Annotated in this window: 19 protein-coding genes; 15 read left to right on the top strand and 4 right to left on the bottom strand. The window is 75.6% G+C overall.

The window, feature by feature from the left end; genetic code table 11:
- The first annotated feature begins 306 nt into the window (after positions 1-306).
- The 7 genes from LWC33_RS16470 to LWC33_RS16440 all read left to right on the top strand — a co-directional run bounded on the left by LWC33_RS16470 (position 307) and on the right by LWC33_RS16440 (position 7,258).
- Complete coding sequence (locus LWC33_RS16470) at positions 307-1,149, top strand: DUF559 domain-containing protein (protein ID WP_233305268.1); 843 nt, start codon at positions 307-309, stop codon at positions 1,147-1,149.
- Positions 1,150-1,888: 739 nt separating this feature from the next.
- The gene (locus LWC33_RS16465) at positions 1,889-3,019 is read left to right on the top strand and encodes a MinD/ParA family ATP-binding protein (protein WP_233305267.1); all 1,131 of its coding nucleotides are present in this window, start codon (positions 1,889-1,891) and stop codon (positions 3,017-3,019) included.
- A 257-nt stretch (positions 3,020-3,276) separates the two neighbouring features.
- Entirely contained in the window at positions 3,277-3,861 is a 585-nt protein-coding gene (locus LWC33_RS16460; protein WP_233305266.1) for a YceD family protein, read from the top strand.
- A 51-nt stretch (positions 3,862-3,912) separates the two neighbouring features.
- Positions 3,913-4,095: a 50S ribosomal protein L32 gene (rpmF, locus tag LWC33_RS16455; protein ID WP_233305265.1), complete on the top strand. Its 183-nt coding sequence runs from the start codon at positions 3,913-3,915 to the stop codon at positions 4,093-4,095.
- Between the two features lie 7 nt (positions 4,096-4,102).
- Entirely contained in the window at positions 4,103-4,843 is a 741-nt protein-coding gene (rnc, locus tag LWC33_RS16450) for a ribonuclease III (protein ID WP_233305264.1), read from the top strand.
- Positions 4,844-4,867: 24 nt separating this feature from the next.
- Positions 4,868-5,749 carry a bifunctional DNA-formamidopyrimidine glycosylase/DNA-(apurinic or apyrimidinic site) lyase gene (gene mutM, locus LWC33_RS16445; protein ID WP_233305263.1) on the top strand — a complete coding sequence of 294 codons (882 nt, stop codon included), beginning with the start codon at positions 4,868-4,870 and terminating at the stop codon, positions 5,747-5,749.
- A gap of 102 nt (positions 5,750-5,851) precedes the next feature.
- Positions 5,852-7,258, top strand: coding sequence for a selenium-binding protein SBP56-related protein (locus tag LWC33_RS16440; RefSeq protein ID WP_233305262.1), 1,407 nt, complete (start codon positions 5,852-5,854; stop codon positions 7,256-7,258).
- A gap of 7 nt (positions 7,259-7,265) precedes the next feature.
- Here the strand turns inward: LWC33_RS16440 and LWC33_RS16435 are convergent, their stop codons facing one another.
- A complete protein-coding gene (locus tag LWC33_RS16435) occupies positions 7,266-7,787 on the bottom strand; it encodes a hypothetical protein (protein ID WP_233305261.1) in 522 nt (173 codons plus the stop codon).
- 529 nt (positions 7,788-8,316) lie between these two features.
- On the opposite strand from LWC33_RS16435, the gene lanL reads away from it, so the two are divergent.
- From lanL to LWC33_RS16405, 6 genes are all read left to right on the top strand, one after another.
- A complete protein-coding gene (gene lanL, locus LWC33_RS16430; RefSeq protein WP_233305260.1) occupies positions 8,317-12,819 on the top strand; it encodes a class IV lanthionine synthetase LanL in 4,503 nt (1,500 codons plus the stop codon).
- Positions 12,820-12,829: 10 nt separating this feature from the next.
- Positions 12,830-12,976, top strand: a complete 147-nt coding sequence (locus tag LWC33_RS16425; protein WP_233305259.1) for a hypothetical protein — start codon at positions 12,830-12,832, stop codon at positions 12,974-12,976.
- Between the two features lie 53 nt (positions 12,977-13,029).
- Complete coding sequence (locus LWC33_RS16420; RefSeq protein WP_233305258.1) at positions 13,030-13,185, top strand: hypothetical protein; 156 nt, start codon at positions 13,030-13,032, stop codon at positions 13,183-13,185.
- Between the two features lie 163 nt (positions 13,186-13,348).
- Complete coding sequence (locus LWC33_RS16415; RefSeq protein ID WP_233305257.1) at positions 13,349-15,118, top strand: ATP-binding cassette domain-containing protein; 1,770 nt, start codon at positions 13,349-13,351, stop codon at positions 15,116-15,118.
- Positions 15,115-17,070 (top strand): ATP-binding cassette domain-containing protein, encoded by a 1,956-nt coding sequence (locus tag LWC33_RS36065; RefSeq protein WP_233305256.1) that lies wholly within the window; start codon positions 15,115-15,117, stop codon positions 17,068-17,070. Before LWC33_RS16415 ends, LWC33_RS36065 begins: the two co-directional genes overlap by 4 nt.
- A 76-nt stretch (positions 17,071-17,146) precedes the next feature.
- Complete coding sequence (locus LWC33_RS16405) at positions 17,147-17,872, top strand: ANTAR domain-containing protein (protein WP_233305255.1); 726 nt, start codon at positions 17,147-17,149, stop codon at positions 17,870-17,872.
- On the opposite strand, the gene LWC33_RS16400 is transcribed toward LWC33_RS16405, so the two are convergent.
- The 3 genes from LWC33_RS16400 to LWC33_RS16390 all read right to left on the bottom strand — a co-directional run bounded on the left by LWC33_RS16400 (position 17,832) and on the right by LWC33_RS16390 (position 20,531).
- Entirely contained in the window at positions 17,832-18,587 is a 756-nt protein-coding gene (locus LWC33_RS16400) for a GAF and ANTAR domain-containing protein (protein ID WP_233305254.1), read from the bottom strand. The genes LWC33_RS16405 and LWC33_RS16400 overlap by 41 nt on opposite strands.
- Positions 18,588-18,724: 137 nt before the next feature.
- Positions 18,725-19,759, bottom strand: coding sequence for a magnesium and cobalt transport protein CorA (locus LWC33_RS16395; RefSeq protein WP_233305253.1), 1,035 nt, complete (start codon positions 19,757-19,759; stop codon positions 18,725-18,727).
- Positions 19,760-19,805: 46 nt separating this feature from the next.
- On the bottom strand, positions 19,806-20,531 hold the full coding sequence (locus LWC33_RS16390; protein WP_233305252.1) for a CAP domain-containing protein: 726 nt from the start codon (positions 20,529-20,531) through the stop codon (positions 19,806-19,808).
- Positions 20,532-20,553: 22 nt separating this feature from the next.
- Here LWC33_RS16390 and LWC33_RS16385 point away from each other — a divergent pair, with 22 nt between their 5' ends.
- Positions 20,554-20,844 carry an acylphosphatase gene (locus LWC33_RS16385; protein WP_233305251.1) on the top strand — a complete coding sequence of 97 codons (291 nt, stop codon included), beginning with the start codon at positions 20,554-20,556 and terminating at the stop codon, positions 20,842-20,844.
- Positions 20,845-20,919: 75 nt separating this feature from the next.
- Positions 20,920-21,330, top strand: a complete 411-nt coding sequence (locus LWC33_RS16380) for a VOC family protein (RefSeq protein WP_233305250.1) — start codon at positions 20,920-20,922, stop codon at positions 21,328-21,330.
- Positions 21,331-21,436: the final 106 nt, after the last annotated feature.

The following is a 21,436-nucleotide window of genomic DNA, read 5'->3' as shown; positions in this document are numbered from 1 at the left end:
GTGCACCGAGGGTGGGCCCGGCTGCCCTACGCACACGGCATTGCCGATCATGGGGGGCGTGGTCGTGATTGCTGTCGGGGTGCACCGAGGGTGGGCCTCGCCGGCCTGAGTGCACGGCATTGCCGATCATGGGCGGCGTTGTCGGTTGTGGTCGTTCTTGTCATGCGGTGAAGGGGGGCTCTGCTGCCCTCAGCGCACGCGACCGGGGAACTTTCGAACCCGGCAGCGTGACGTTCCCGGTGCGGTGGGCGGCGCCGGATCCCGGTGACGCGGAACCGGCACGGTCGCGCTGCCGTCCGAGCGCGTATGGATCTCTCAGTACCCTTCCGCGGCTCCGAGGCGACGGCCACCGGCTCGCTCACCCGCGGCGCGCTGCGTGGGCCGCGCTTCCGTAGACTCCTGCCCGACGTCTACGTGCCCGCCGACCTGCCCGTCGATTTTGCGCTGCGGGCCCGGGCGGCCGCGGTCTGGGCGGGGGAGGGCGCCGTCCTGGCCGGCTGGGCCGCCGCCGAGCTGCTCGGCGCGTCGTGCGGGTCTCCGGACGCACCGGTCGACCTGATCGTCCGTGCCGGGACGACCAGGCCGCCGTCGGGCGTCCGGCTCCGACGGACGGAACTGTGGAGCGACGAGACCACCCATCGGGCGGGGGTACCGGTCACGACGCCCGTCCGGACGGCCTTCGACCTCGCCAGGTGGGCCCCGAGTCTCGTCGAACGGGTCGCCGGTGTGGACGCCGTGGCCCACGTCTGGCGGCTCGAGGTGGACAGGCTCCGCTCGCTGTGGCGGCGACACCTCGGAGCCCACGGCAGCGCCGACCTCGCCGAGGTCCTCCGGCTCGTCGACCCGAGGGCCGAGTCGCCGATGGAGTCGCGGATCCGCGTCGCGCTGCACCTCGCCGGGCTCCCACGTCCGCGGATCCAGCACCGGGTGGGGCCGCACCGGCTGGACCTCGCGTATCCGGAGGCGCTGCTCGGCGTCGAGCACGACGGTCCACACCACCGCGAGGCCGCGCGGGCGCGCCGGGACCTGGAGCGGGAGGCGTTCCTCGCCCGCGCAGGCTGGCGCGTGCTGCGGTTCGCCTCCTGGACCGTGCTGCACGAGCCGGACCGGATCGCGCGGGAGGTCGGGGCGCTGCTCGCGGCGTCGTGATCGGCGATCGCGTGCACTCCTGGCGTCGTCGAGGACCGCGACTGCACCGCACCGACGATCACGGCCGGCCGTCGGGCTGCACTGAGTGATCGTGGCTCCCGTGCACTGATGACGTCGTGGGGGACCGCGGCTGCACCAGTGCGGCGATCACGGCTGGTGGGGCGGGCGGGCCATAGCGCTGATCATGCGTTCCGTGCACTGGCTGATCATCGGTTAGGTGCACTCCTGGCGTCGTCGAGGACCGCGACTGCACCGAACCGACGATCACGGCCGGCCGTCGGGCTGCACTGAGTGATCGTGGCGCCCGTGCACTGATGACGTCGTGGAGGACCGCGGCTGCACAGGGGCGGCGATCACCGTTCGTGGGGCGGGCGGGCAATAGCGCCGATCATGCGTTCCGTGCACTGGCTGATCATCGGTTAGGTGCACTCCTGGCGTCGTCGAGGACCGCGACTGCACCGAACCGACGATCACGGCCGGCCGTCGGGCTGCACTGAGCGATCGTGGCGCCCGTGCACTGATGACGTCGTCGGGGACCGCGGCTGCACCCGGGCGGCGATCACTGCTGGTGGGGCGGGCGGGCCGCAGCGCTGATCACGGGTTTCGTGTACTGAGGGCGGCGTTGACAACCGCGACAGCAGTAGATCGACGATCATGGTGGTCGGCGAGGAGCCTCGCGGGTGATCACTATTCGGTCATTCTGCGCAACACCCTGTGCCGGACGGACTACGCTGCGCGCATGGTCCGCCACGACGAGCCGGATCCGGCGACCTGGTGGGAGCGGTACGGCCACCGCCTGCACGGCGTCCCGACGAGGTCCGGCGAGAGGGAGACGACGGTGGCGGACGACGGGTCGCTGCGCACGGCACACCCCGAACGGCAGGGCGACGAGTGGTTCACCGATGCCGGGCCGGGCGCCGACCGGGCCGAACCGGCAGGTCGCGGGCCGGCGCATCTGCGCGCCTTCGACCCGGACGCGCTCGTCCGGGCGCGCGGCCCGGTGCCCGACCGCGGCTGGCGCAAGATCCTGCACACCGCCTCGCTCGGCCGGATCGACCCCGGCCCGAGTACGGCCCAGCTCGCGGCGCAGGACCGGCTCGCGCGGGTGCGCAGCCACCTCGCCGGGACGCACCGGGTGGGGGTGACGTCGCTGAAGGGTGGGGTCGGCAAGACGACCGTCACCGCCTGCCTGGGGCTCGCGCTGGCCGAGCACCGCGGCGACCGCATCCTGGCGCTCGACGCCAATCCCGACGCCGGCACGCTCGCCGACCGGCTGACCGGGCACAGCGATCGCACCGTCCGCGACCTGCTCGACGACCTCGCCGCCGTCGACTCGTGGACCGCGGTCTCGCGCTACACCAGCCTGGCCGGCCGGCTGCAGGTCCTCGCCTCCGAGCAGGACCCGGCGGCGGGGGAGGCCTTCACCCGCGACGAGTACCTGCGGGCCGACGCGGCGCTCGCCCGGTACTTCAGCGTGATGCTCACCGACTCGGGCACCGGGATGGTCCACTCGGCGATGGCCGGGACGCTCGACGTCGCCGACTCGCTGGTCGTCGTCGGCGCACCGACGGTCGACGGGGCCGGGCGGGCCAGCAAGACCCTCGACTGGCTGGTGGCGCACGGGCACGGGCGGCTCGTCGCCGACGCGGTCGTGGTCCTGGTCGGGCGCGCGGGCCGGGAGATCGACGCCCCGGCGCTGCGCGAGCACTTCGCCGGTCGCTGCCGTGCCGTGGTCGAGGTGCCGCACGACCCGCACCTCGCCACGGGCGGGCGGATCGACGCGGGCCGGCTGCGGCCGCCCACGTGGGAGGCATTCCTGGAGCTCGCCGCCTCCGTCGCGGAGGGCTTCCCGGCGCACGCCCGGCGCTGAGCCCCGCCCGCCGCCCGTCTCCCGGAATCGCGATCCCGGTGCCCCCGGACTGCCGACTCGCGCTACCTGAACTGCCGACTCGCGGGGGTCGAGGGCGCGACTCGCGGAGCTCAGGGCGCGACTCGCGGGAGCTCAGGGCGCGACTCGCGGGAGCCCAGGGCCCGACTCGCGGCTGCCGGAACTGCCGACTCGCGGGGGTGGGGGCGCGGGCCGCTTCGGAGAGGGCCTTGCGAACGGCGCGTATCCTCGCGCAGGACATGAGCACGAACCGCGCCCCCGAACCCCGCCCCGAGACCAGTCCCTGGGTGTTCTCCACCCGCGAGATGGGCCGTCGACCGGGCACCATGCGCACCGTCACCCGGTCCGTCCCCGGACCGGGCGCCGAGCGTGCCGACGAGGCGATCGGCCTGGTCGGCGTCCTCGCCGTGCCGCCGGGCAGCCCCGTGGAGCTGGACCTGCGCCTGGAGTCGGTGAGCGAGGGCGTCTACGTGTCCGGGACCGCTGCCGCGCACCTGGAGGGCGAGTGCTCCCGGTGCCTCGACGAGCTCGACGAGGACATCGAGGTCCGGATCGAGGAGCTGTTCGCGTACCCGGACAGCGTCACCGAGGAGACGACGGACGAGGACGAGATCCCGCGCGTCGTCGACGAGCACGTGAACCTCGAGCAGACGGTGCGGGACGCCATCGTGCTGGAGCTCCCGCTGGCGCCGCTGTGCCGGGACGACTGCCCCGGTCTGTGCCCCGAATGCGGCGGAAGGCGGGCCGATCTCGGGCCCGACCACCGGCATGAGACACTGGATCCTCGGTGGGCCGCTCTGCGTGAGCGCCTGCCTTCCGACTGAAGACGTTTCGATGTCGTAAGACCTCTCGAGCACAACCGTAGGAGATCTGCCGTGGCCGTACCCAAGCGCCGGATGTCGCGGTCCAACACGCGCTCTCGTCGGGCGCAGTGGAAGGCCAGCGCGCCGACCCTCGTCGCCTGCAACAACCGCGCCTGTGGCGAGCTGAAGCCGCCGCACGTCGCCTGCCCCGTCTGTGGGCAGTACGACGGTCGTCAGGTCGTCCGACCGGCCTGATCCGGCGGTGGGCGACAAGAGCGTCACGGGGCCCCGCGAGGACCGCACCCCGCTGCTGGAGGCACTCGGCGTCGAGATCGGCGCCGAGTTGCTCACCCTCGCCCTCACGCACCGTTCGTACGCCTACGAGCACGGTGGCCTGCCGACCAACGAGCGCCTGGAGTTCCTGGGCGACTCGGTGCTCGGCATCATCGTGACCGAGCGGCTGTACCGGGACCACCCGGAGCTGCCGGAGGGCCAGCTGGCCAAGCTCCGGGCGAGCGTGGTCAACATGCATGCGCTCGCGGGGGTGGCCGCCGGACTGTCCGAGCACGGGCTGGGCGCCTACATCTCGCTCGGTCGCGGTGAGGAGCTCACCGGTGGCCGCGAGAAGGCGAGCATCCTGGCCGACGCCACCGAGGCCCTGATCGGCGCGGTCTACCTGGAGCACGGGCTGGAGACGGCCCGTTCCCTGGTGCACCGGCTGTTCGGCGACCTGCTGCAGGGCGCCCCGCTGCTCGGCGCCGGCCTGGACTGGAAGACCAGCCTCCAGGAGCTCACCGCGTCCGAGGGACTCGGCGTGCCGGAGTACCGGATCGCCGAGGAGGGCCCGGACCACCTCAAGACCTTCACCGCGACCGCGGTCGTCGGGGGTCGCGAGCTGGGCTCCGGGGACGGGCGCACCAAGAAGGAGGCCGAGCAGAAGGCCGCCGCTCTCGCCTGGCGCACCATCACCGACGAGACGCAGTCGGCCCAGGCCCAGAGTTGACTCCTCCGACGGGCCGGGGCTGACGTGCCGGAGCTGCCCGAGGTCGAGGTGGTCCGGCGCGGCCTCGCCGATCACGTCCTCGACCGCACCCTCGCCGAGGTCACCGTCGCGCACCCGCGCGCGGTGCGCCGGCACCTGGCCGGCGGGGAGGACTTCGCCGCCCGGCTGAAGGGCCGCACGATCACTGCGGCCCGGCGCCGCGGCAAGTACCTGTGGCTCGAGCTCGACGCGGCGGGCCCGGGCGACGACGCGATCCTCGCCCACCTCGGGATGAGCGGCCAGATGCTCGTCGCCCCCCCGGACCGGCCGGACGAGAAGCACCTCCGGATCCGGCTGCGGTTCGACGACGACGGGCCCGAGCTGCGGTTCGTCGACCAGCGGACCTTCGGCGGCCTGTCGGTCCACCCGCTCACCGAGGGGGCGGGCGGCGGGCTGCTGCCCGAGCCGATCGCGCACATCGGCCGGGATCCGATGGACCCGCTGTTCTCGCTCGACGCCGCGGTGGCCGCCATGCGCCGTCGCCGCACCGAGATCAAGCGGGCGCTGCTCGACCAGACCGTCGTCTCCGGGATCGGCAACATCTACGCCGACGAGGCGCTGTGGCGGGCCCGGCTGCACGGAACCCGGCCCACCGAGAAGCTCACGCGCGCGCAGGGCGTCGCGGTGCTCGAGGCCGCGTCCGAGGTCATGGCGGAGGCCCTCGACCAGGGCGGGACGTCCTTCGACGCGCTGTACGTCAACGTCAACGGCGCCTCCGGCTACTTCGACCGTTCCCTGAACGTCTACGGGCGCACGGACGAGCCGTGCAGACGCTGCGGTACCCCGATCCGCCGCGAGGCGTTCATGAACCGCAGCTCCTTCTCCTGCCCGCGCTGCCAGCCGCGCCCCCGCACCCCGAGGACTTGACCCGGGCTTGACCCGGCTTCGGAGAACCTCGACCGGGGCCTTGACCGGTGGGCCCGAGGGGCGCAGGGTGGGCGACCTCGCGAGCGACGAGGAGGGCGTGCCATGTCGCAGCCGGTCACCGACCCGACGTTCTACCGCTCCGCCGCCGAGGCCGCGGCCGCCCCGCCCGAGCGCCTGGCGTACGTCGCCGCCTTCGACCGGTCCGCCACCCGGCCCGACGCCATGGCCGTCGTCGACCTCGACCCGGACGCGGCGAGCTACGGGCGCGTCGTCGGCTGGACGGACATGCCCGGCACCGGTGACGAGCTGCACCACTTCGGCTGGAACGCCTGCTCCTCCGCGCTCGCGCACACCGGCCACGACGGCGACCTGAGCCGGCGGTACCTGCTGGTCCCGGGCCTGCGGTCGTCGAACGTCCACGTCCTCGACACCACTCCCGACCCGCGCGCGCCGCGCGTGGTCCGCACCGTCACGGCCAAGGACCTGTCCGAGGGGGCCGGGTACTCGCGGCCCCACACGCTGCACTGCGGGCCCGACGGCGTGTTCCTCACCTGCATCGGCGGGCCGGAGGGCGACGACGACGGACCCGGCGGCGTCGCGCTGCTCGACCACACGACGTTCGACGTGCTCCGGGCCTGGGAGACCGACCGCGGGCCGCAGCGGCTGGCCTATGACGCGTGGTGGCACCTGAACCGCAACGTCCTGATCTCCAGCGAGTGGGGCCACCCGTCGATGATCGAGGACGGCCTGGTCCCCGAGCTGTTGCTCGGCCAGGAGTACGGGCACGCCATCCACGTCTGGGACCTCGCCGAGGGCCGCCACCTGCAGCGCCTCGACCTCGGCGCGCAGCACCAGATGGCGCTGGAGGTGCGCCCCTCGCACGACCCCGAGGCGACGTGGGGTTTCGTCGGCGTGGTGATCTCGACCGAGGACTTGTCGGGCGCGATCTTCCGCTGGTTCCTCGACGGGGACGAGTGGCGGGCCGAGAAGGTGATCACGGTCCCGGCCGAGCCCGCCGATCCCGACGACCTGCCGCCCGCCCTGCAGCCGTTCTCCGCGGTACCGCCGTTGATCACCGACATCGACCTCTCCGTCGACGACCGGTTCCTGTACGTCTCGTGCTGGGGGACCGGCGAGCTGAAGCAGTACGACGTCACCGACCCGGCCCACCCCCGCGAGGCCGGCTCGATCCGGCTCGGCGGGATCGTCCGGGGAACCCCGCACCCGGCCGATCCCGACCGGCCGCTGGCCGGCGGCCCGCAGATGGTCGAGGTCAGTCGGGACGGCAGGCGCGTCTACTTCACCAACTCGCTCTACGGCGCGTGGGACGACCAGTTCTACCCGGACGGCGTGGGCGCGTGGATGGCGAAGGCCGACGTCGGCGACGGGGGCGGGATCGCCCTCGACCCGCGGTTCTTCCCCCGCGACGACGAGTTCCGGGGCCTGCGCGTGCACCAGGTCCGGTTGCAGGGCGGGGACGCCTCGTCCGACTCCTACTGCTACCGCTGAGCGGCGGTCAGCCCGAGGTCACGTGCAGGACGGCTGCACCGCCGCTCGCCTCCCGGACGTCGAGCGTCAGGTCGTTCACGGCGATCTCGGCGCCGGCTCCCGCGGTGAGCCGGACCGAGGAGCTGCCGTCGTCGGTCGTGGTGCGCATGCCTGCGCACGCGCCGGAGCAGCGGTTGCTCACGTGCCCGCCGGGCACGACCGCGACGAGCTCGACCGTGCCGGCCCCGACCGACACGACCCGGATCTCCGTGACCCCGCTGCCCGCCGCGAGCGGGATCGTCACCGGTCCGTCGACCCGGATCTCGCAGGACCCCTGCGCGCAGGCCGCCGGACCGTCCTCCGCGGGCGGGGCCGCTGTCGGTGTGGGCTGGGCCGGCTGGGCCGGCTGGGCCGGTGCTGCGGGTGGTGACGCCGTCGGCGCGGGCGCGGTGCACGCCGCGACGAGGGACAGGGCGAGGGACAGGGCGAGGGCCAGCAGCACGACGGGTGCCGTCCGGCGGCGGGTCGGGAGCGGGTGCAGCGGGCGCATGATGCCCCTCCGTTCGCGGGTCGGGCCGCAGCCGGTTCCCGGGTCACCGCCGCCGGGCCGGCACGACACCGGGCGGTCGGGCGGGACGGGAGACGGGCGCGGACCCCGAGCAGGACGCGTCGACACGGCGGGATCAGGGCCGGCGACGCCGCAGGTAGCGGCGTCGGCACCGGAGAGTAGCGGCTCCCGGGCGGCGGCGGGAGGCCCGGCGCGGCGGCGCCGCCCACCCACGGCGTCCGGCAGGGCGCAATGCGTTGTTCTACGTATAGCGGCTGCCGCGCGATCGTCGTTAACGTCGTCGCCGTCTCCCGATCCGGCAGGCCCACGGCCGCCGACGACGGAGCTCGATCCACACCGCCCCTGACTCCGGCGGGCCGACGATCTTTCCGGCCGTGCGCGAGGGGGCAGGTTCATGGAGGTCCACGGGACGGGGCGACCGCCGCTGGGATGGCGGCAGGACGTGCCCGGCGGGTTCGGGAGGCGTGGCACCGCCGTCCGGCCGCGCGTGGCCGAGTGTCCAGCCCTGGGGATGACGCGGATCGGGGGTCCCGCCGCCCGCCCGCACCCCGACCCCGCGGACCTGACCGTGCTGGTGGCGGAGCTGCTGGCGGACGCGGAGCCGGGGTGGACGCTGCACCGCGGCGACACCTGGTGTACCGCGACGCCCGCCGGGCGCCTCCCGCGCGACGCGGGCTGGAAGCTGCACCTCTCGGCGACGCCGCGCACGGCGCAGGCCGTGCTGCGCGGGATCGTCCCGTGCCTGGCCGCGCAGCGGGTCGCCTTCAAGTTCGCGCCCGACCTCGCCGCGGTGCGGCTGCTGGGCAGCCGCGAGTGCGACCGGGCGCAGGCGGGGAAGGTCATCACGGTCTACCCCCGTGACGACGAGGAGTTCGTCGCGCTGGCCGACGAGCTCGACGCCGCGACGCAGGGCCTGGCCGGCCCGCGCATCCTCTCCGACCGCGCCTACCGGACCGGCGGCGTCGTGCACTATCGCTACGGCGCCTTCGACAAGCCCGCGGAGCTGACCGTCGACGGCGTGTACCGCGGCGTGGTGCTGACGCCGGAGGGTCTGGCCGAGACCGACCGGCGCGAGCCCCGCTACACCCCGCCGCCCTGGGTCACCTGCCCGATTCCCCAGGTCGAGGAGGGAACGGCCGGCCCGCGCGCGGTGCTGCTCGGGGACCGCTTCACCGTGCGCGCCGCGCTGCGGCACTCCACCAAGGGCGGCATCTACCTGGCCGACGACGCGGTGCTCGGCGGGACCGTGGTGGTGAAGCAGGGCCGCGCGCACGCCGAGGCCGACGAGTCCGGCCGTGACGCCCGCGACGCGATCCGCCACGAGGCGGAGATGCTGCGCCTGCTCGCGCCCACCGGGCTGGTGCCTCGGCTGCTCGCCACCTTCACCCAGGACGGCGACCGGTTCCTGGTGGAGGAGCACCTCGACCGCGCGCCGCTCCGGACCTGGATAGGGGCCCACTGCCGTCCCGGCCGGGGCGTCCCGGCCGATGCAGCGCTCGAGCTGGCCCGGCGCCTGGTCCTGCTGGTGGCGGAGGTGCACCGCCGCGGGGTGGTGCTGCGCGACCTGAGCCCCACGAACGTCCTGGTCGACGCCGCGGGCCTGCCGGCCGTCGTCGACCTCGAGCTCGCCGCACTCGCCGGGGCGCGCGCCCGGCGGGGCGGCACCCCGGGCTACCGCGCCCCCGAGCACGACGGGCCCGGCCCCGAGCCGGTCGCCGCTCTCACCGAGGACCGGTACGCCCTGGGCTGCCTGTTCTTCCTGCTCGCCACCGGCAGCGACCCGCTGCTGCCCCCCGACCGCCCGGCCGGCGCCACGCCGTCGGCGCCGCGCCTGCTCGCCTGGCTCGACGCCGTCGCCCGGGACCACGAGGCCGCGCGGGCCCTGCGTCCGGCGATCGCCGCCCTCCTCGCCGACGACCCGCGTGACCGGGCCCCGCTGTCGCGGGTGCAGCGGCTGCTCGCGCCCGCGGCGGCCGCCGCACCGGCCGTTCCGGCCGTCTCACGCCCGGCACGTCCGGACCGCGCCCGGCTACTGCGCGACGGGCTCGACCACCTGCTCGCGACCATGACGCCGGACCGCACCGACCGCCTCTGGCCGGCCGGGCGTCGCGCGGCCTTCGACCCGGCGGCCGTGCAGCACGGCGCCGCAGGGGTGCTCGGCACGCTCACCGCCGCGCTCGCCGGCTCGACGGACGAGCGGCGGGGCGAGCTGCGCGACGCGGTGGCGACCGCGGCCGGCTGGCTGCGCCGGCGGGCCGCCGCGGAGCCCCGGCGGCTCCCGGGCCTGTACTTCGGCCGCTCCGGCACCGCCTGGGCGCTGCACGACGCGGGTGCCGCCCTCGGCGATCCGGATCTCGTCGCCGCCGGCGTGCAGACGGCGGCGGGGATTCCGATTCCCCGCCCGGTCAATCCCGACGTGACCCACGGGCTCGCAGGAGCCGGGTTGGCGGCCCTGCACCTGTGGTCGGTCACCGGCATCGACGCCCTACGGGACCGGGCCCGCCGCTGCGCCGACGACCTCATGGCCGCCGCCGAGCGGAACGGCGGCACGGTGCTCTGGCCGGTGCCGCCCGAGCTGGACTCCGAGCTCGCCGGGGTGCGGCACTACGGCTTCGCCCACGGCGCCGCGGGCATCGGCTACTTCCTGCTGGCGGCCGGTGCCGCGACCGGCGACGGCCGGGCCACCGAGCTCGCGCTCGCCGCAGCGGACACCCTCTGCGACGCCGCGGTCCTCGACGACGGCGCCGCCTGGTGGCCGGAGGCCCCGGGCGGGCGGGAGCGCCTGGTGCACTGGTGCAACGGCTCGTCCGGCATCGGGACCTTCCTGCTCCGGGCCTGGCGGATCTCGCGCCGGGAGCGCCACGCCGAGCTGGCCGCGGCGGCCGCGGTCGCCGTGCACCGGGCCCGCTGGTTGTCCCTGCCCTCGGCCTGCCACGGTCTCGCGGGCAACGGCGAGTTCCTGCTCGACGCGGCCGCCCTGCTCGACGACCCCCGGCTGCGGGAGTGGGCGGAGGACCTCGCCGAGGCCGCGGCGCTGCGGCACTGTCGGCGCGAGGGTCGGCTGCTCGTGGCGGACGAGAGTGGCAGCGACGTCGTCGCCGACGCCGGTACCGGCCTCGCCGGCGTGCTCCGCTTCCTGCTGCGGCTCGAGCGGGGCGGTGCCCGCGCCTGGATGGTAGACGAGGTTGTCGACCGGCCTGCATCGGCGGTCGCTCCGACGACGCCGGCCGTCCGCCCTCCGGGCCGCCTCGGCTTCCGGTTCTCCCCGTCCGGCCGGCACGGCGTGTGCCTGGTGGGCCGCGGAGGCCGGTATCAGGTGGAGGCGTGGTCTTTCGACCCGCCCCGGCACCGGCTCGTACCTGCCGAGCAACCGGAGACCCGCTGGACGCAGCCGATCCCGCTCGACGACGGGAGCCTGTTGGTCACGCGCCCGATCGACGCTCAGCACCACCTCACCCTGGTGAACCCGGACGGGACGGCCCGGCTCCTCGGCGTCGTGGACGCGCAGGGGCTGCGGCTCATCGCCGGGCCCACCGACATGGGCACGGCCGGCGGTGCGTCCGGTGACGCGCTGGGCTGGGCGCTCAGCACCGAGCGGGACGGGACCAGCCGACTGTGGCGGGTCGGCGTGGACGGTCCCGTCGAGGTCGGTCGGGTGCAAGGCATCGTCGTCGGCGGCTCCTGGCTGGACTCCGCGGGCCGCTCGCTGGCCTTCGGCTGCCTGACCGACGGGCGGATGCGGCCCCTGGTGATCGACACGCTCGACGGCACGACCCGGCCGTTGTCCGACCGGACCGACGAGGGGGTGCGGCCGCTGCTGTGCGCACCGGAGACCGGGCTGCTGATCGTCGGGCGGGGTGCGGACCGGCTCGGCTGGGCCGGCGACCACGGCCGCGGCCCGCTCGCCTTCCCCGACGTGCTGCGCAGCACCGAGAAGTGCCGGGTGTGGCCGCTCGCCCTGGACCCCCGCGGGCAGCGGGTGCTCCTGCAGCTCGACGAGCCCTGCCGGGCCCGCCTCGCGCTCTACCGGCCGGGCGCCGACGAGCTCGCGCCCGTCCCGGTGCCGCCCGGCGTGATCGGCGGCTCGGCGCACTGGGGAGAGGACGTCCTCCGGTTCCCGTTCACCGGGCCGGCCTCGCCGGCCGGGCTGGCCGAGCTGACCCCGCCGACGACCGGGCGGTTCACCCTGCACCCCGACGGCGGGGGCCACCCCCGGACGCCGGTGGAGCACACCGTCCTCGCCGGACCCGCCGGACCGATCGAGGCCGTGGTCCACGGGGACCGGGCCACCGCGCACGCGGTGCTGCTCGCCCTGCACGGGGGCCCGATCGGGGCGTGGCGGCTGACCTACGACCCGCTGATGCACGAGCTCGCCGCGGCCGGGCTGCTGGTCGTCGCGCCGAACCTGCGTGGCGGGTCGGGTGCCGGTCCCCGTGACGAGCACACCGGCCGGGGTGCCTGGGGCGGCCCGGACCTGGCCGACCTGCTCGGCCTCGCCCGCGACCTGGCCGCGGACGCCGGAGCACCGCTGCGCCTGCTCGGGGCGAGCTACGGGGCGTTCCTCGCGCTGCTGGCCGCCGGGGTCGACCCCGGTCTGTGGTCGCACGTCGTCGCGGTGGCGCCGTTCGCCTCCGCGGAGCGGCTGTACCCGGAGGCCGGACCCGCGGTCCGGGCGATGATCGACCGGCTGGACGGCCTGGCCCCGGTCGAGGACGGTCTCGGCGAGCGTGACGTGACGCGGTTCGCCCCGGCGGTCACCGCCCGCGTCCTGCTCGCCCACGGCACCGCGGACGACGTGGTCCCCGTCTCGCAGGCGCGCGCCGTCCGCGACGCGTTGCGCGCCGCCGGGGCCGCGCCGCGCTACCTCGAGTACCCCGGCGCGGGGCACGGCGTGCTCGACGACGCCGCTGCGCCCGATCTGCCGCGGACCGTGCTGGCCTTCCTGGCCGCCGGCCCGGGCGCGAGAACTTGCCGCGACCGCGGCGAGACCCGTCCCGACGGTGAGAGGGGGTGAAGGGGTGGAGGTGACCCGGGAGGTCGTGGCCCTGGAGACGTTGCCGGAGAGCATGCCGGCGGCGCTCTGTGGCGACTTCAACAACGAGATCGTCATCCAGGTGAACATCGTCGCCTGCTACTACACCTGCAACGTCACGAATATCAACGAGGCGTGACGCGAAGCCCTCGCCGTCGGAGCGGGGATGAGATCCACAAGGAGATGAAGCACATGTACACGACGCACATCGACGCCCTGCAGGAGCTGCCGGAGGGGCCGACCACCGGCCTGGACATCGACTGGACGCAGATCATCTACCAGACGAACGACGTCGACTGCAAGGTCACCTGCAACGTCACGGCCGTCAACGTCGTGGCCCCTCACTGACGCACCGGCCGCTCGCGGCCCTTGCTGAACGAGGCGTGTGCGAGGGCGCCGTTACCGCCCTCGCACACGCCTTCAGCATTCCACCCCCCGCCTCGCGGCGATCGGCCCCCGTCCGCCGCCATTCCCGACCGGGCACGGGCCCGGTCCGAGCCCGGGAGCGCCCATGCGCCGACCCTCGGCGGAGCTCAGCGAGCCCACCCAGCCCACCGGGCCCACCGCCTCCCGGTTGCTGTGGGCCGCGGCCCGCCACACCCCCGCCACCGCAGTGGTCTCGATCGCGGCCGGCGTGCTGGCCGCGGCGAGCTCCCTCCTCGCACCCGCAGCCCTGGCCGCGGCCATCGACTCCGTGCTCGCACCGCCGGCAGGTGTCGGTCCGTCCACGGCCGTGCTGCTCCTGCTCGCCGTCGTGGCCACCGGGGTGGCCTCCGCCGCCCTCGGCGCCCTGGCGACGACCACCGGGGTCGCCCGGAGCACCGCATGGCTCCGCCGCCGGGGCGTGGCGGGCCTGCTCGCCCGGGGCTTCTCCGGGTCCGCGGACGTGCCGGCCGGTGACGCGACCGCCCGCCTCACCGGGATCGCCGCGGCCGCCGGACGTGTGCCGGCGATGACCGTCGGGGTGCTGACCGGGCTGCTCGTCGCCGTGGTCGCGTTGGTCGCGCTCGCCCTCGTCGACGTATGGACCGCGGCGGCGGTGCTGACGCTGGTGCCCGTGGGCGTCCTGCTCGCCCGCCGGTTCGCCCGCCGGACGGTCGACGCCTTCACCGACTACCAGCAGACCCAGGCCGCGGTCGCGGCCCGGCTCACCGACGCGCTCGCGGGGCGACGGACCATCCGCGCCAGCGGCACCGTCGGGGCCGAGATCACCCGGGTGCTCGCCCCGCTCCCCGCCCTGCGCGCGGCGGGCGCGCGGTTCTGGGCGCAGCAGCGGGATCTCGGCTGGTCCTTCGCCCTGCTCGCCCCGGTGGTGCGGATCGTGGTGCTGGCGGTGGCCGGCCTCGGCGTGGCCCAGGGGCGGTTGACCGTCGGGGCCGCGGTCGCGGCGGTCGGCTACGCCGAGCTCGTGCTCAACGGGGTGCGGGCGGTGGACACCGTCCTGGAGATCGCGCAGTGCCGCGCCGCCGCGGCCCGGCTCGCCGCGATCGTCGACGAGCCCTCCCCGGGCCCGGCGCCCGGGCCACGGCAGCCCGGCCCGGCGAGCGGCCCCGGCCGCGCGCGTCTGTCCGGCGTGACCGTCCGGCTCGCCGGCCGCACCGTCCTGGACGACGTGAACCTGTTGCTCGTGCCGGGGGGCTGCACCGCGGTCGTCGGCGCGTCCGGCGCGGGCAAGACCGTGCTTGTCGGGCTGCTCGGCAGGCTGTACCGCCCGGACGAGGGGGTCGTGGTGGTCGACGGCCGCTCGATCGACGAGCTCGACGCCGCCACCCTCCGGCGTACCGTCGCCTACGCCTTCGAACGCCCCGCGCTGCCCGGCGCCACCCTCGCCGAGGCGATCGGGTACGGCCGCCCGGACGCCGACGACCGGACCGTCGCCGACGCGGCGCGTGCCGCCCACGCCGACCGCTTCGTGGACATGCTCCCGCTCGGGTACCGCACGCCGCCGGCCGACGCCCCGCTCTCCGGGGGCGAGCTCCAGCGGCTCGGCCTGGCCCGGGCGGTGGCCCAGGACGCCCGCATCACGGTCGTCGACGACGCCACCGCGAGCCTCGACAGCGCCACGGAGGCCGAGGTCGAGCAGGCGCTCGCGACCGTGCTGCGGGGGCGCACGCGGCTGATCGTCACCCGGAAGGCGCCGACCGCGGCGGCGGCGGACCGGGTCGTCTGGCTGCACGAGGGCCGGATCCGCGCCCATGCCCCGCACGCCGAGCTGTGGGGGAACCCGGAGTACCGGGCGCTGTTCGTGACGGCCGGCGCCGCGATGGCGGTGACGCCGTGAGCGGCCGGACGGCGCTCTCCACCGGGCCGACCACCCCGGTCGCGCTGCTGCGGGCCGGGATGCGCGGAACCCGCCCGGCCTGGGTCGGACTCCTCTGGTTCAGCGTGTGCGAGGGGGTGCCGGCCGTGGTGACCGGGCGGCTGGTGGCCACCGCGCTCGACGACGGCTTCCTCGCCGACCGGCCCGGGCTCGGGGTGGCCCTGCTGGGGGCGCTCCTCGTCCTGGCGCTGTGCGGGGCCCTGGCCACCCGGCAGATCGTGCCGCGGGTGGCCCGCATCGCGGAGGCCCTCCGCGACCACCTCGTCCGCCACGTGGTGGCGGCGACCCTGCGCAGCGCCGTCGCCGGCACCGCCCCGGGCCACGACGGCGGCGACGCGGCGGCCGTCGCCCGGCTCACCGGGCAGGTGGAGAGCGTGCGGCTCACCGGCGCCGCCCTGCTGCGCACGGCCCGGGGGGTCGCCGTCGGGCTCGTGGCGGGCGTGGCCGGCCTCGCCCTGCTGTCCCCGGTGCTGCTCGCCCTCGTGGTCCCGCCGCTGGTCGCGGCGCTGCTCCTGTTCGGCCTGCTGCTGCGGCCGCTGGCCCGCCGCCAGCGGCGCACCGTCCTGGCCGAGGAGGCGATCGCCACCGAGACCGCCGGGGTCCTCTTCGGCCTGCGCGACGTGCTGGCCTGCCAGGCCGGGGACCGCGCCGCGGACGTCCTGCACGAGCGCATCGACGAGCAGGTCGCCGCCACCCGCGCCCTCGGGCGCGCCACCGTGGTACGGATCCTGATCGTCGCGCTCGGTGCCCAGGTGCCGCTGGCGGCCCTGCTGCTGGCCGGACCCCTGCTGGTCGGCAACGGGGTGCTGACGGCCGGCGAGCTCGTCGGTGCGACGAGCTACCTGCTGGTGTCGCTCGGCCCGGCGCTCTCGTCGCTCGTGCACGTCGTGGGGAGCATGGCGCTGCAGCTGTTCGTGACCGTGCGGCGGCTGGCGGAGATCGACGCCACGACGGACGGCGCCAGAACGGACGGAACCGCCGCGGCGGGTTCGGAGCGGGGCACCGTGCCGGCGCCGCGCCCGCCCGCGCGCCCGAGCACGGAGCCCGCATGGGCGCGCCGCCGGCACGTACCCGTGCGGCGGCTGATCCCGGTCCCGCCCGTGCAGGCCGGCGTCCGGGCCCGCGGGCTGACCTTCGCGTACGGACCGCACTCCGCGCCCGTCGTCGAGGACCTCGACCTGGACCTCGCCGACGGCGAGCACCTGGCCGTGGTGGGGCCGAGCGGGGGCGGCAAGTCCACGCTCACCCTGCTCCTCGCGGGGCTGCTGCCGCCGGCCGCCGGCGAGGTGTGGCTCGGCGGGATGCCCGTGGCCGCCCTGCACCCGCGGGTCCGGCACGCCGCGATCACGCTGGTGCCGCAGCAGGCCTACCTGTTCCAGGGCAGCGTCGAGGAGAATCTCGGCTACCTCACCCCGTTCGCCGATCCGGCCGCGATGCACCGGAGCGTCCGGGCGGTGGGCGCCGAGGAGCTGGTCGAAGGCCTGGGCGGCTACCGGGGGACGGTCGTCCCGGCGACGCTGTCGTCGGGGCAGCGCCAGCTCCTCGCGCTGGCCAGGGCCCACCTGTCCCGGGCCCGGTTCTGCATCCTCGACGAGGCCTGCTGCCATCTCGACCCCGCCGCGGAGCAGGTCGCCGAGCAGGCCTTCCGGGAGCGGGGCGGAACGTTGCTGGTCGTGGCCCACCGGACGGGCTCGGCCGCCCGGGCCGACCGGGTCCTGGTGCTCGACGGCGCCCGCGCGCGCGTCGGCACGTACGCCGATCTGGCCGGGCCGGCGCCCGTCCCCGCGAGGGTGGGGGTGCGGACCGAGCCGCGCACGCAGGTCGGCGCCAACCGAGCGGGGGAACGGCTGTCACCCCTGGTGGTGACGCACGGTCGCGACGGCGGCGGGGACCGGGTGGGTCTGGTTCACTGACCGTCGTCAGCGCAGGGTCCTCCGCGATCCGACGCGGCCTCGTGCCGCACCCGTCGTCCGACGGAGGGGGGTCCACATGGCCGGCGATGCCGGTGCCGGGGGCGGCCGCCCGTCGGGCGTGTGGTCCCTGGTCACCGCGGCCGCGCAACGACGCGGCTCACCCACCGTCGAACCTGCGGACGTGTGCCGCGCCTGCGCGGACGACCTCGGGGTGGACGGCGTGGCGCTGACGGCGGTCAGCCCGCGCGGGCGCCTGCTGCTCGCCGCCACCGACGCCCGCAGCCGCGCCGCCGAGGAGTGGCACCAGGCGACCGGCCGCGGGCCCGCGGTGGAGGCCGTGAGGGGTCGCGCGGTGGTCGTCGCGGACGGCCCGACCGGGCCGGGCACCTTCGCGGACTTCGCGGCCCGGGCGGGTGTCGCGGAGTTCGCGGCCCTCCCGGTCCGGGTCGGCACGGTCGTGGTCGGCACCCTGACCCTGGTCAGCGGCGGGCCGATCGGCTCGACACCGGAAGCCCTCGTCCGCGCCGCGGCCTTCGCCGACGCGGCGGGCGCGGTCCTCCTCGCTGCACCGGGGACGGAGGGGGACGGCTCGCCGGACGACGTGGACGCCGGCGTGGCGGACGCGGACCAGGCGGTCGTGCTGCAGGCGGCCGGCATGGTCGCGATCCAGCTCGGGGTGGGCGTCGACGAGGCCCGCCGCCGGCTGGGGGTCTACGCAGACGAGACCGGCACGCCCCTCGTCGAGGTCGCGCGCGCCGTCGTCACCCGCAGACTGCGCATGGGGCCGGATTCGGGAGGGTGAGCCCGTGCAGGTCCGGTCCGGCCGGCGTGTCGACGATCGCGGCCGCGAGGCCGTGCACCGTGCGGCGGTAGCGGCGGGCGTGCGCGCGGAGCCGTTCGAAGGCCTCCTGCGGGTCGACGCTCAGCCGCTCGGCCAGCATCCCCTTCGCCTGCTCGACGACGATGCGCCGGTCGAGCGCCTCCTGCAGCTGACGGGCGAGGACCTCGTGGTTCCGGCGTGACCGCTGCTGGAGGATGCCCACCGCCGCCGCGGCGGCCAGCGCCTCCAGCGCGCCCGCCGTCCGGGGTGTGAGGTCCGGGGCCCCGCGCAGGTACAGGCTCACCGTGCCGACGCCGACGTCGTGCCGGCGCAGCGGGACGGCGTGCACCCCGCGGAACCCGGCCCCGCCGACGGCCGCGGCGAACGCCGGCCACCGGGACGTCATCGCGGTCAGGTCGCCGACGTGCACGGTCCGCCCGGAGTGGTAGCAGGTCAGGGCCGGTCCCTGCCCGTACCGGACCTGCACAGCGTGCAGCATCCGCCCGACGGGCTCGCTCGCGGCCGCGAGCCGCAGCCCACCCTTCGGCGCCGCGAGCGCGACCCCCGTGCAGCCGACCCCGGTCAGCTCACCGCAGCGGCAGGAGAGCCGCTGCGCGAACTCGTCCTCGTCGAACCGGCTGCCGAGCGTGTCCGTGAACTCCAGCAGTGCTCTCGCCAGCCACCGTTCGTCCCACATCGGACCCCCCGACGACGAACCGCCTGGGCGCGTGGACTCCTCCGCGCGCCTAGTCCACTACTCGGTGCGAGCGTGCCGGACGTTTCGCTCTCTGTAACGGGGAAAGTACTCCTGACCTGGGGAAGATCGCATCGGGACTAGAGCCAGCCGCGGCGTTTGAAGCCCAGGTAGAGCAGAAGGCCGAGCACCAGCATCAGCCCGAAGGCGAACGGGTACCCGTAGTACCAGTCCAGCTCCGGCATGTGGGTGAAGTTCATCCCGTAGATACCGGCCACGAGGCTCGGGGCGAAGGCGATGGCCGCCCAGGACGACACCTTCTTCATCTGCTCGTTCTGCACGAACCCGGCCTCGGTCAGCCGGGTCATCTCGTCGTTCTGCCGCTGCGCGACGAGCGTGGAGTTGACCGTGAGGATGTTCGCGAGCAGGTCGCGCAGGCCCTGGGTGCGCTCGCGGGCCCGGGTGGCGTGGTCCTGGACGTCGCGCATCAGCCGGCGGAGCTCGAGGTCGGGGGTGGTGCTCTGCTTGCCGAAGCGGGTGCGCAGCTCGTCGAAGATCTCCACGAGCGGGTCGACGGCGCGCTGGAACTCGATGACCTCGCGGGTGAGCTTGTAGATGCGCCGGGAGACCGCGGGGTCGGCGTTCCACACCTGGTCCTCGATCTGGTCGACGTCGTTCTGGAGCCCGTCGAGCACGGGGCCGTAGTCGTCGACGACCTTGTCCAGCACGGCGTAGAAGACGGCGAAGGGGCCGTGGGCCAGCAGCTCGGGGTCCTCCTCGAGCCGGCGGCGGACGGCGGCGAGGTTCGGCTCCTCGGCGTGCCGCACCGTCACCACGAAGTCCGGGCCCAGGAACAGGTGGATCTCGCCGAGCTCCACCTCCTCCTCGTCGTCGGCGTAGCGGGCCGGGCGCAGCACCGCGAACTCCGTGTGGCCGTAGCGCTCCAGCTTGGGTCGCTGGTGGCCGTGCAGGGTGTCCTCGACGGCGAGCTCGTGCAGCCCGAACTCCTCCTCGACGGCCCTGATGTCGTCGGGCCCGGGGCGGAGCATGCCGATCCAGCAGAAGGTGGCCTTGCCGTCGCCGCACTTCTGCAGGGTCTCGACGGTCTGGTCCAGGGACCCGGGCTCCTCGGCCCGCCGCCCGTCGACGTACACCGCATTGTCCACGACGGACATCACGACACCTCCCACGTGCGACTTCCGGCCGGAAGCGTACGGGGGATCAGCGGCCGAAGTCCTGGGTCCAGTAGTACCCGTCGGTCGAAAGACCGACACCGATGGTGGTGAGCGAGCAGTCCTCGATGTTGCGGCGATGCCCGGGGGAGTCCAACCAGGCCTGGACGACCGCCTGCGCGGTGCGCTGGCCCATCGCGATGTTCTCGGCGCCGGGCGCGGGGTAGCCGGCGGCCGCGACGCGGTCGGCGAACGAGCGGCCTTCGGGGCTGTCGTGCTCGAAGTAGTCCCGGGCGGCCATGTCGTCGCTGTGCGCCTGGGCGGCGCGGGTGATGCGGGCGTCGGTGGTGAGGGCGGCGCAGCCGGCCTCGGCCCGGGCCCGGTTGGTCAGCGCGACGACCTCGGCGACCGGCCCGGCGGCGACCGGGTGCGGGGCGGTGGTCGGCGCGGGCCGGGTGATGGTCGGCGTCGGGCGCGGGGGCGTGGTGGTCGCCGTGGTCCTGGTGGCCGCCGGCACGGCCGTGGTGGGCGGCGGGATCGTGGTCGTGGCCGCCGGGGCCGCGAACGGCGTGCCCGCGGGCGGGGCCGGCCCGGCGGCGGGGGTGAGGGTGGCCGTGGCGGGAGCCGGGCCGGGGTCGGGGGAGACGTCCCCGGCGAGCGCGACGGACCAGGCGTCGGGCACGACGGCCGTGACGCCGAGGGCCGCGAGCAGCGCCCCGAGGGCGAGCCCGGCCAGGAGGGGGAGCGCCCGTGTGCGGGGCACCGGACCGGTCACGGCCCGGTAACGTAGCAAGGCGATGAGCAGCAACGACGATTCGACCGTTCGGCTCACCGCGTGGGTGCGGGGCCGGGTGCAGGGCGTGGGTTTCCGCTGGTGGACGCGGTCGCGTGCGCTCGAGCTCGGGCTCGTCGGGCAGGCCCGCAACCTCGCCGACGGCCGGGTCGCCGTGGTCGCGGAGGGTGAGCGGGAGCGGTGCGAGCGGCTGCTGGGCCTGCTGCGCGGCGAAGGGACGCCGGGCCGGGTCGAGGAGGTCGTCGAGCAGTGGGGCGACCCGAAGGGCGGGTTCGACGGGTTCGTCGAGGCCTGACCGCGGGCGGCGCGTCCCCTTCTCGTCGGTCCCCGGGGCTACGGTCCGATCCACACCACGACGAGGGAGCACCGCATGACCGTCCGGCTGAACCCCTACCTGAGCTTCGAGACCGAGGCCCGCGCGGCCATGGAGTTCTACCGCTCCGTCCTCGGCGGCGAGCTGCAGATCAGCACCTTCGGGGAGATGGGCGCCGAGGGGCCCGTCCCGCCGCCGGAGGGCGTCATGCACGCCATGCTCACCACGCCGGACGGGTTCGTCCTCATGGCCTCCGACGGCGACCCCGAGCGGGCGGCGGGCCGCTCGGCGGTCTCGGTCAGCCTCTCCGGGGACGAGCAGGGCAAGCTCGAGGGCTGGTTCGCCGGTCTCGCGGAGGGCGGTGTGGTCGAGGTGCCCTTCGAGAAGCAGATGTGGGGCGACCTCTTCGGCATGGTGACCGACCGGTACGGGGTGCGCTGGCTCGTGAACGCGGCGACCGCTCCCTGATCCGTCCCGCTCCCGACCCGTCCCGGGCCCGCACCTGCGCGGGCCCGGGGGCCGTCGGTGCCGGCCGGTACGCTCCGCTCACCCCCGAGACACCCCGGAGACCGCC

Origin of the sequence: Pseudonocardia terrae (assembly GCF_021343995.1) — a bacterium.
GTDB classification, from domain to species: Bacteria; Actinomycetota; Actinomycetes; order Mycobacteriales; family Pseudonocardiaceae; genus Pseudonocardia; species Pseudonocardia terrae.
The sequence above is the reverse complement of the archived record's forward strand: the minus strand, read 5'-3'. Positions and strand labels throughout refer to the sequence as shown.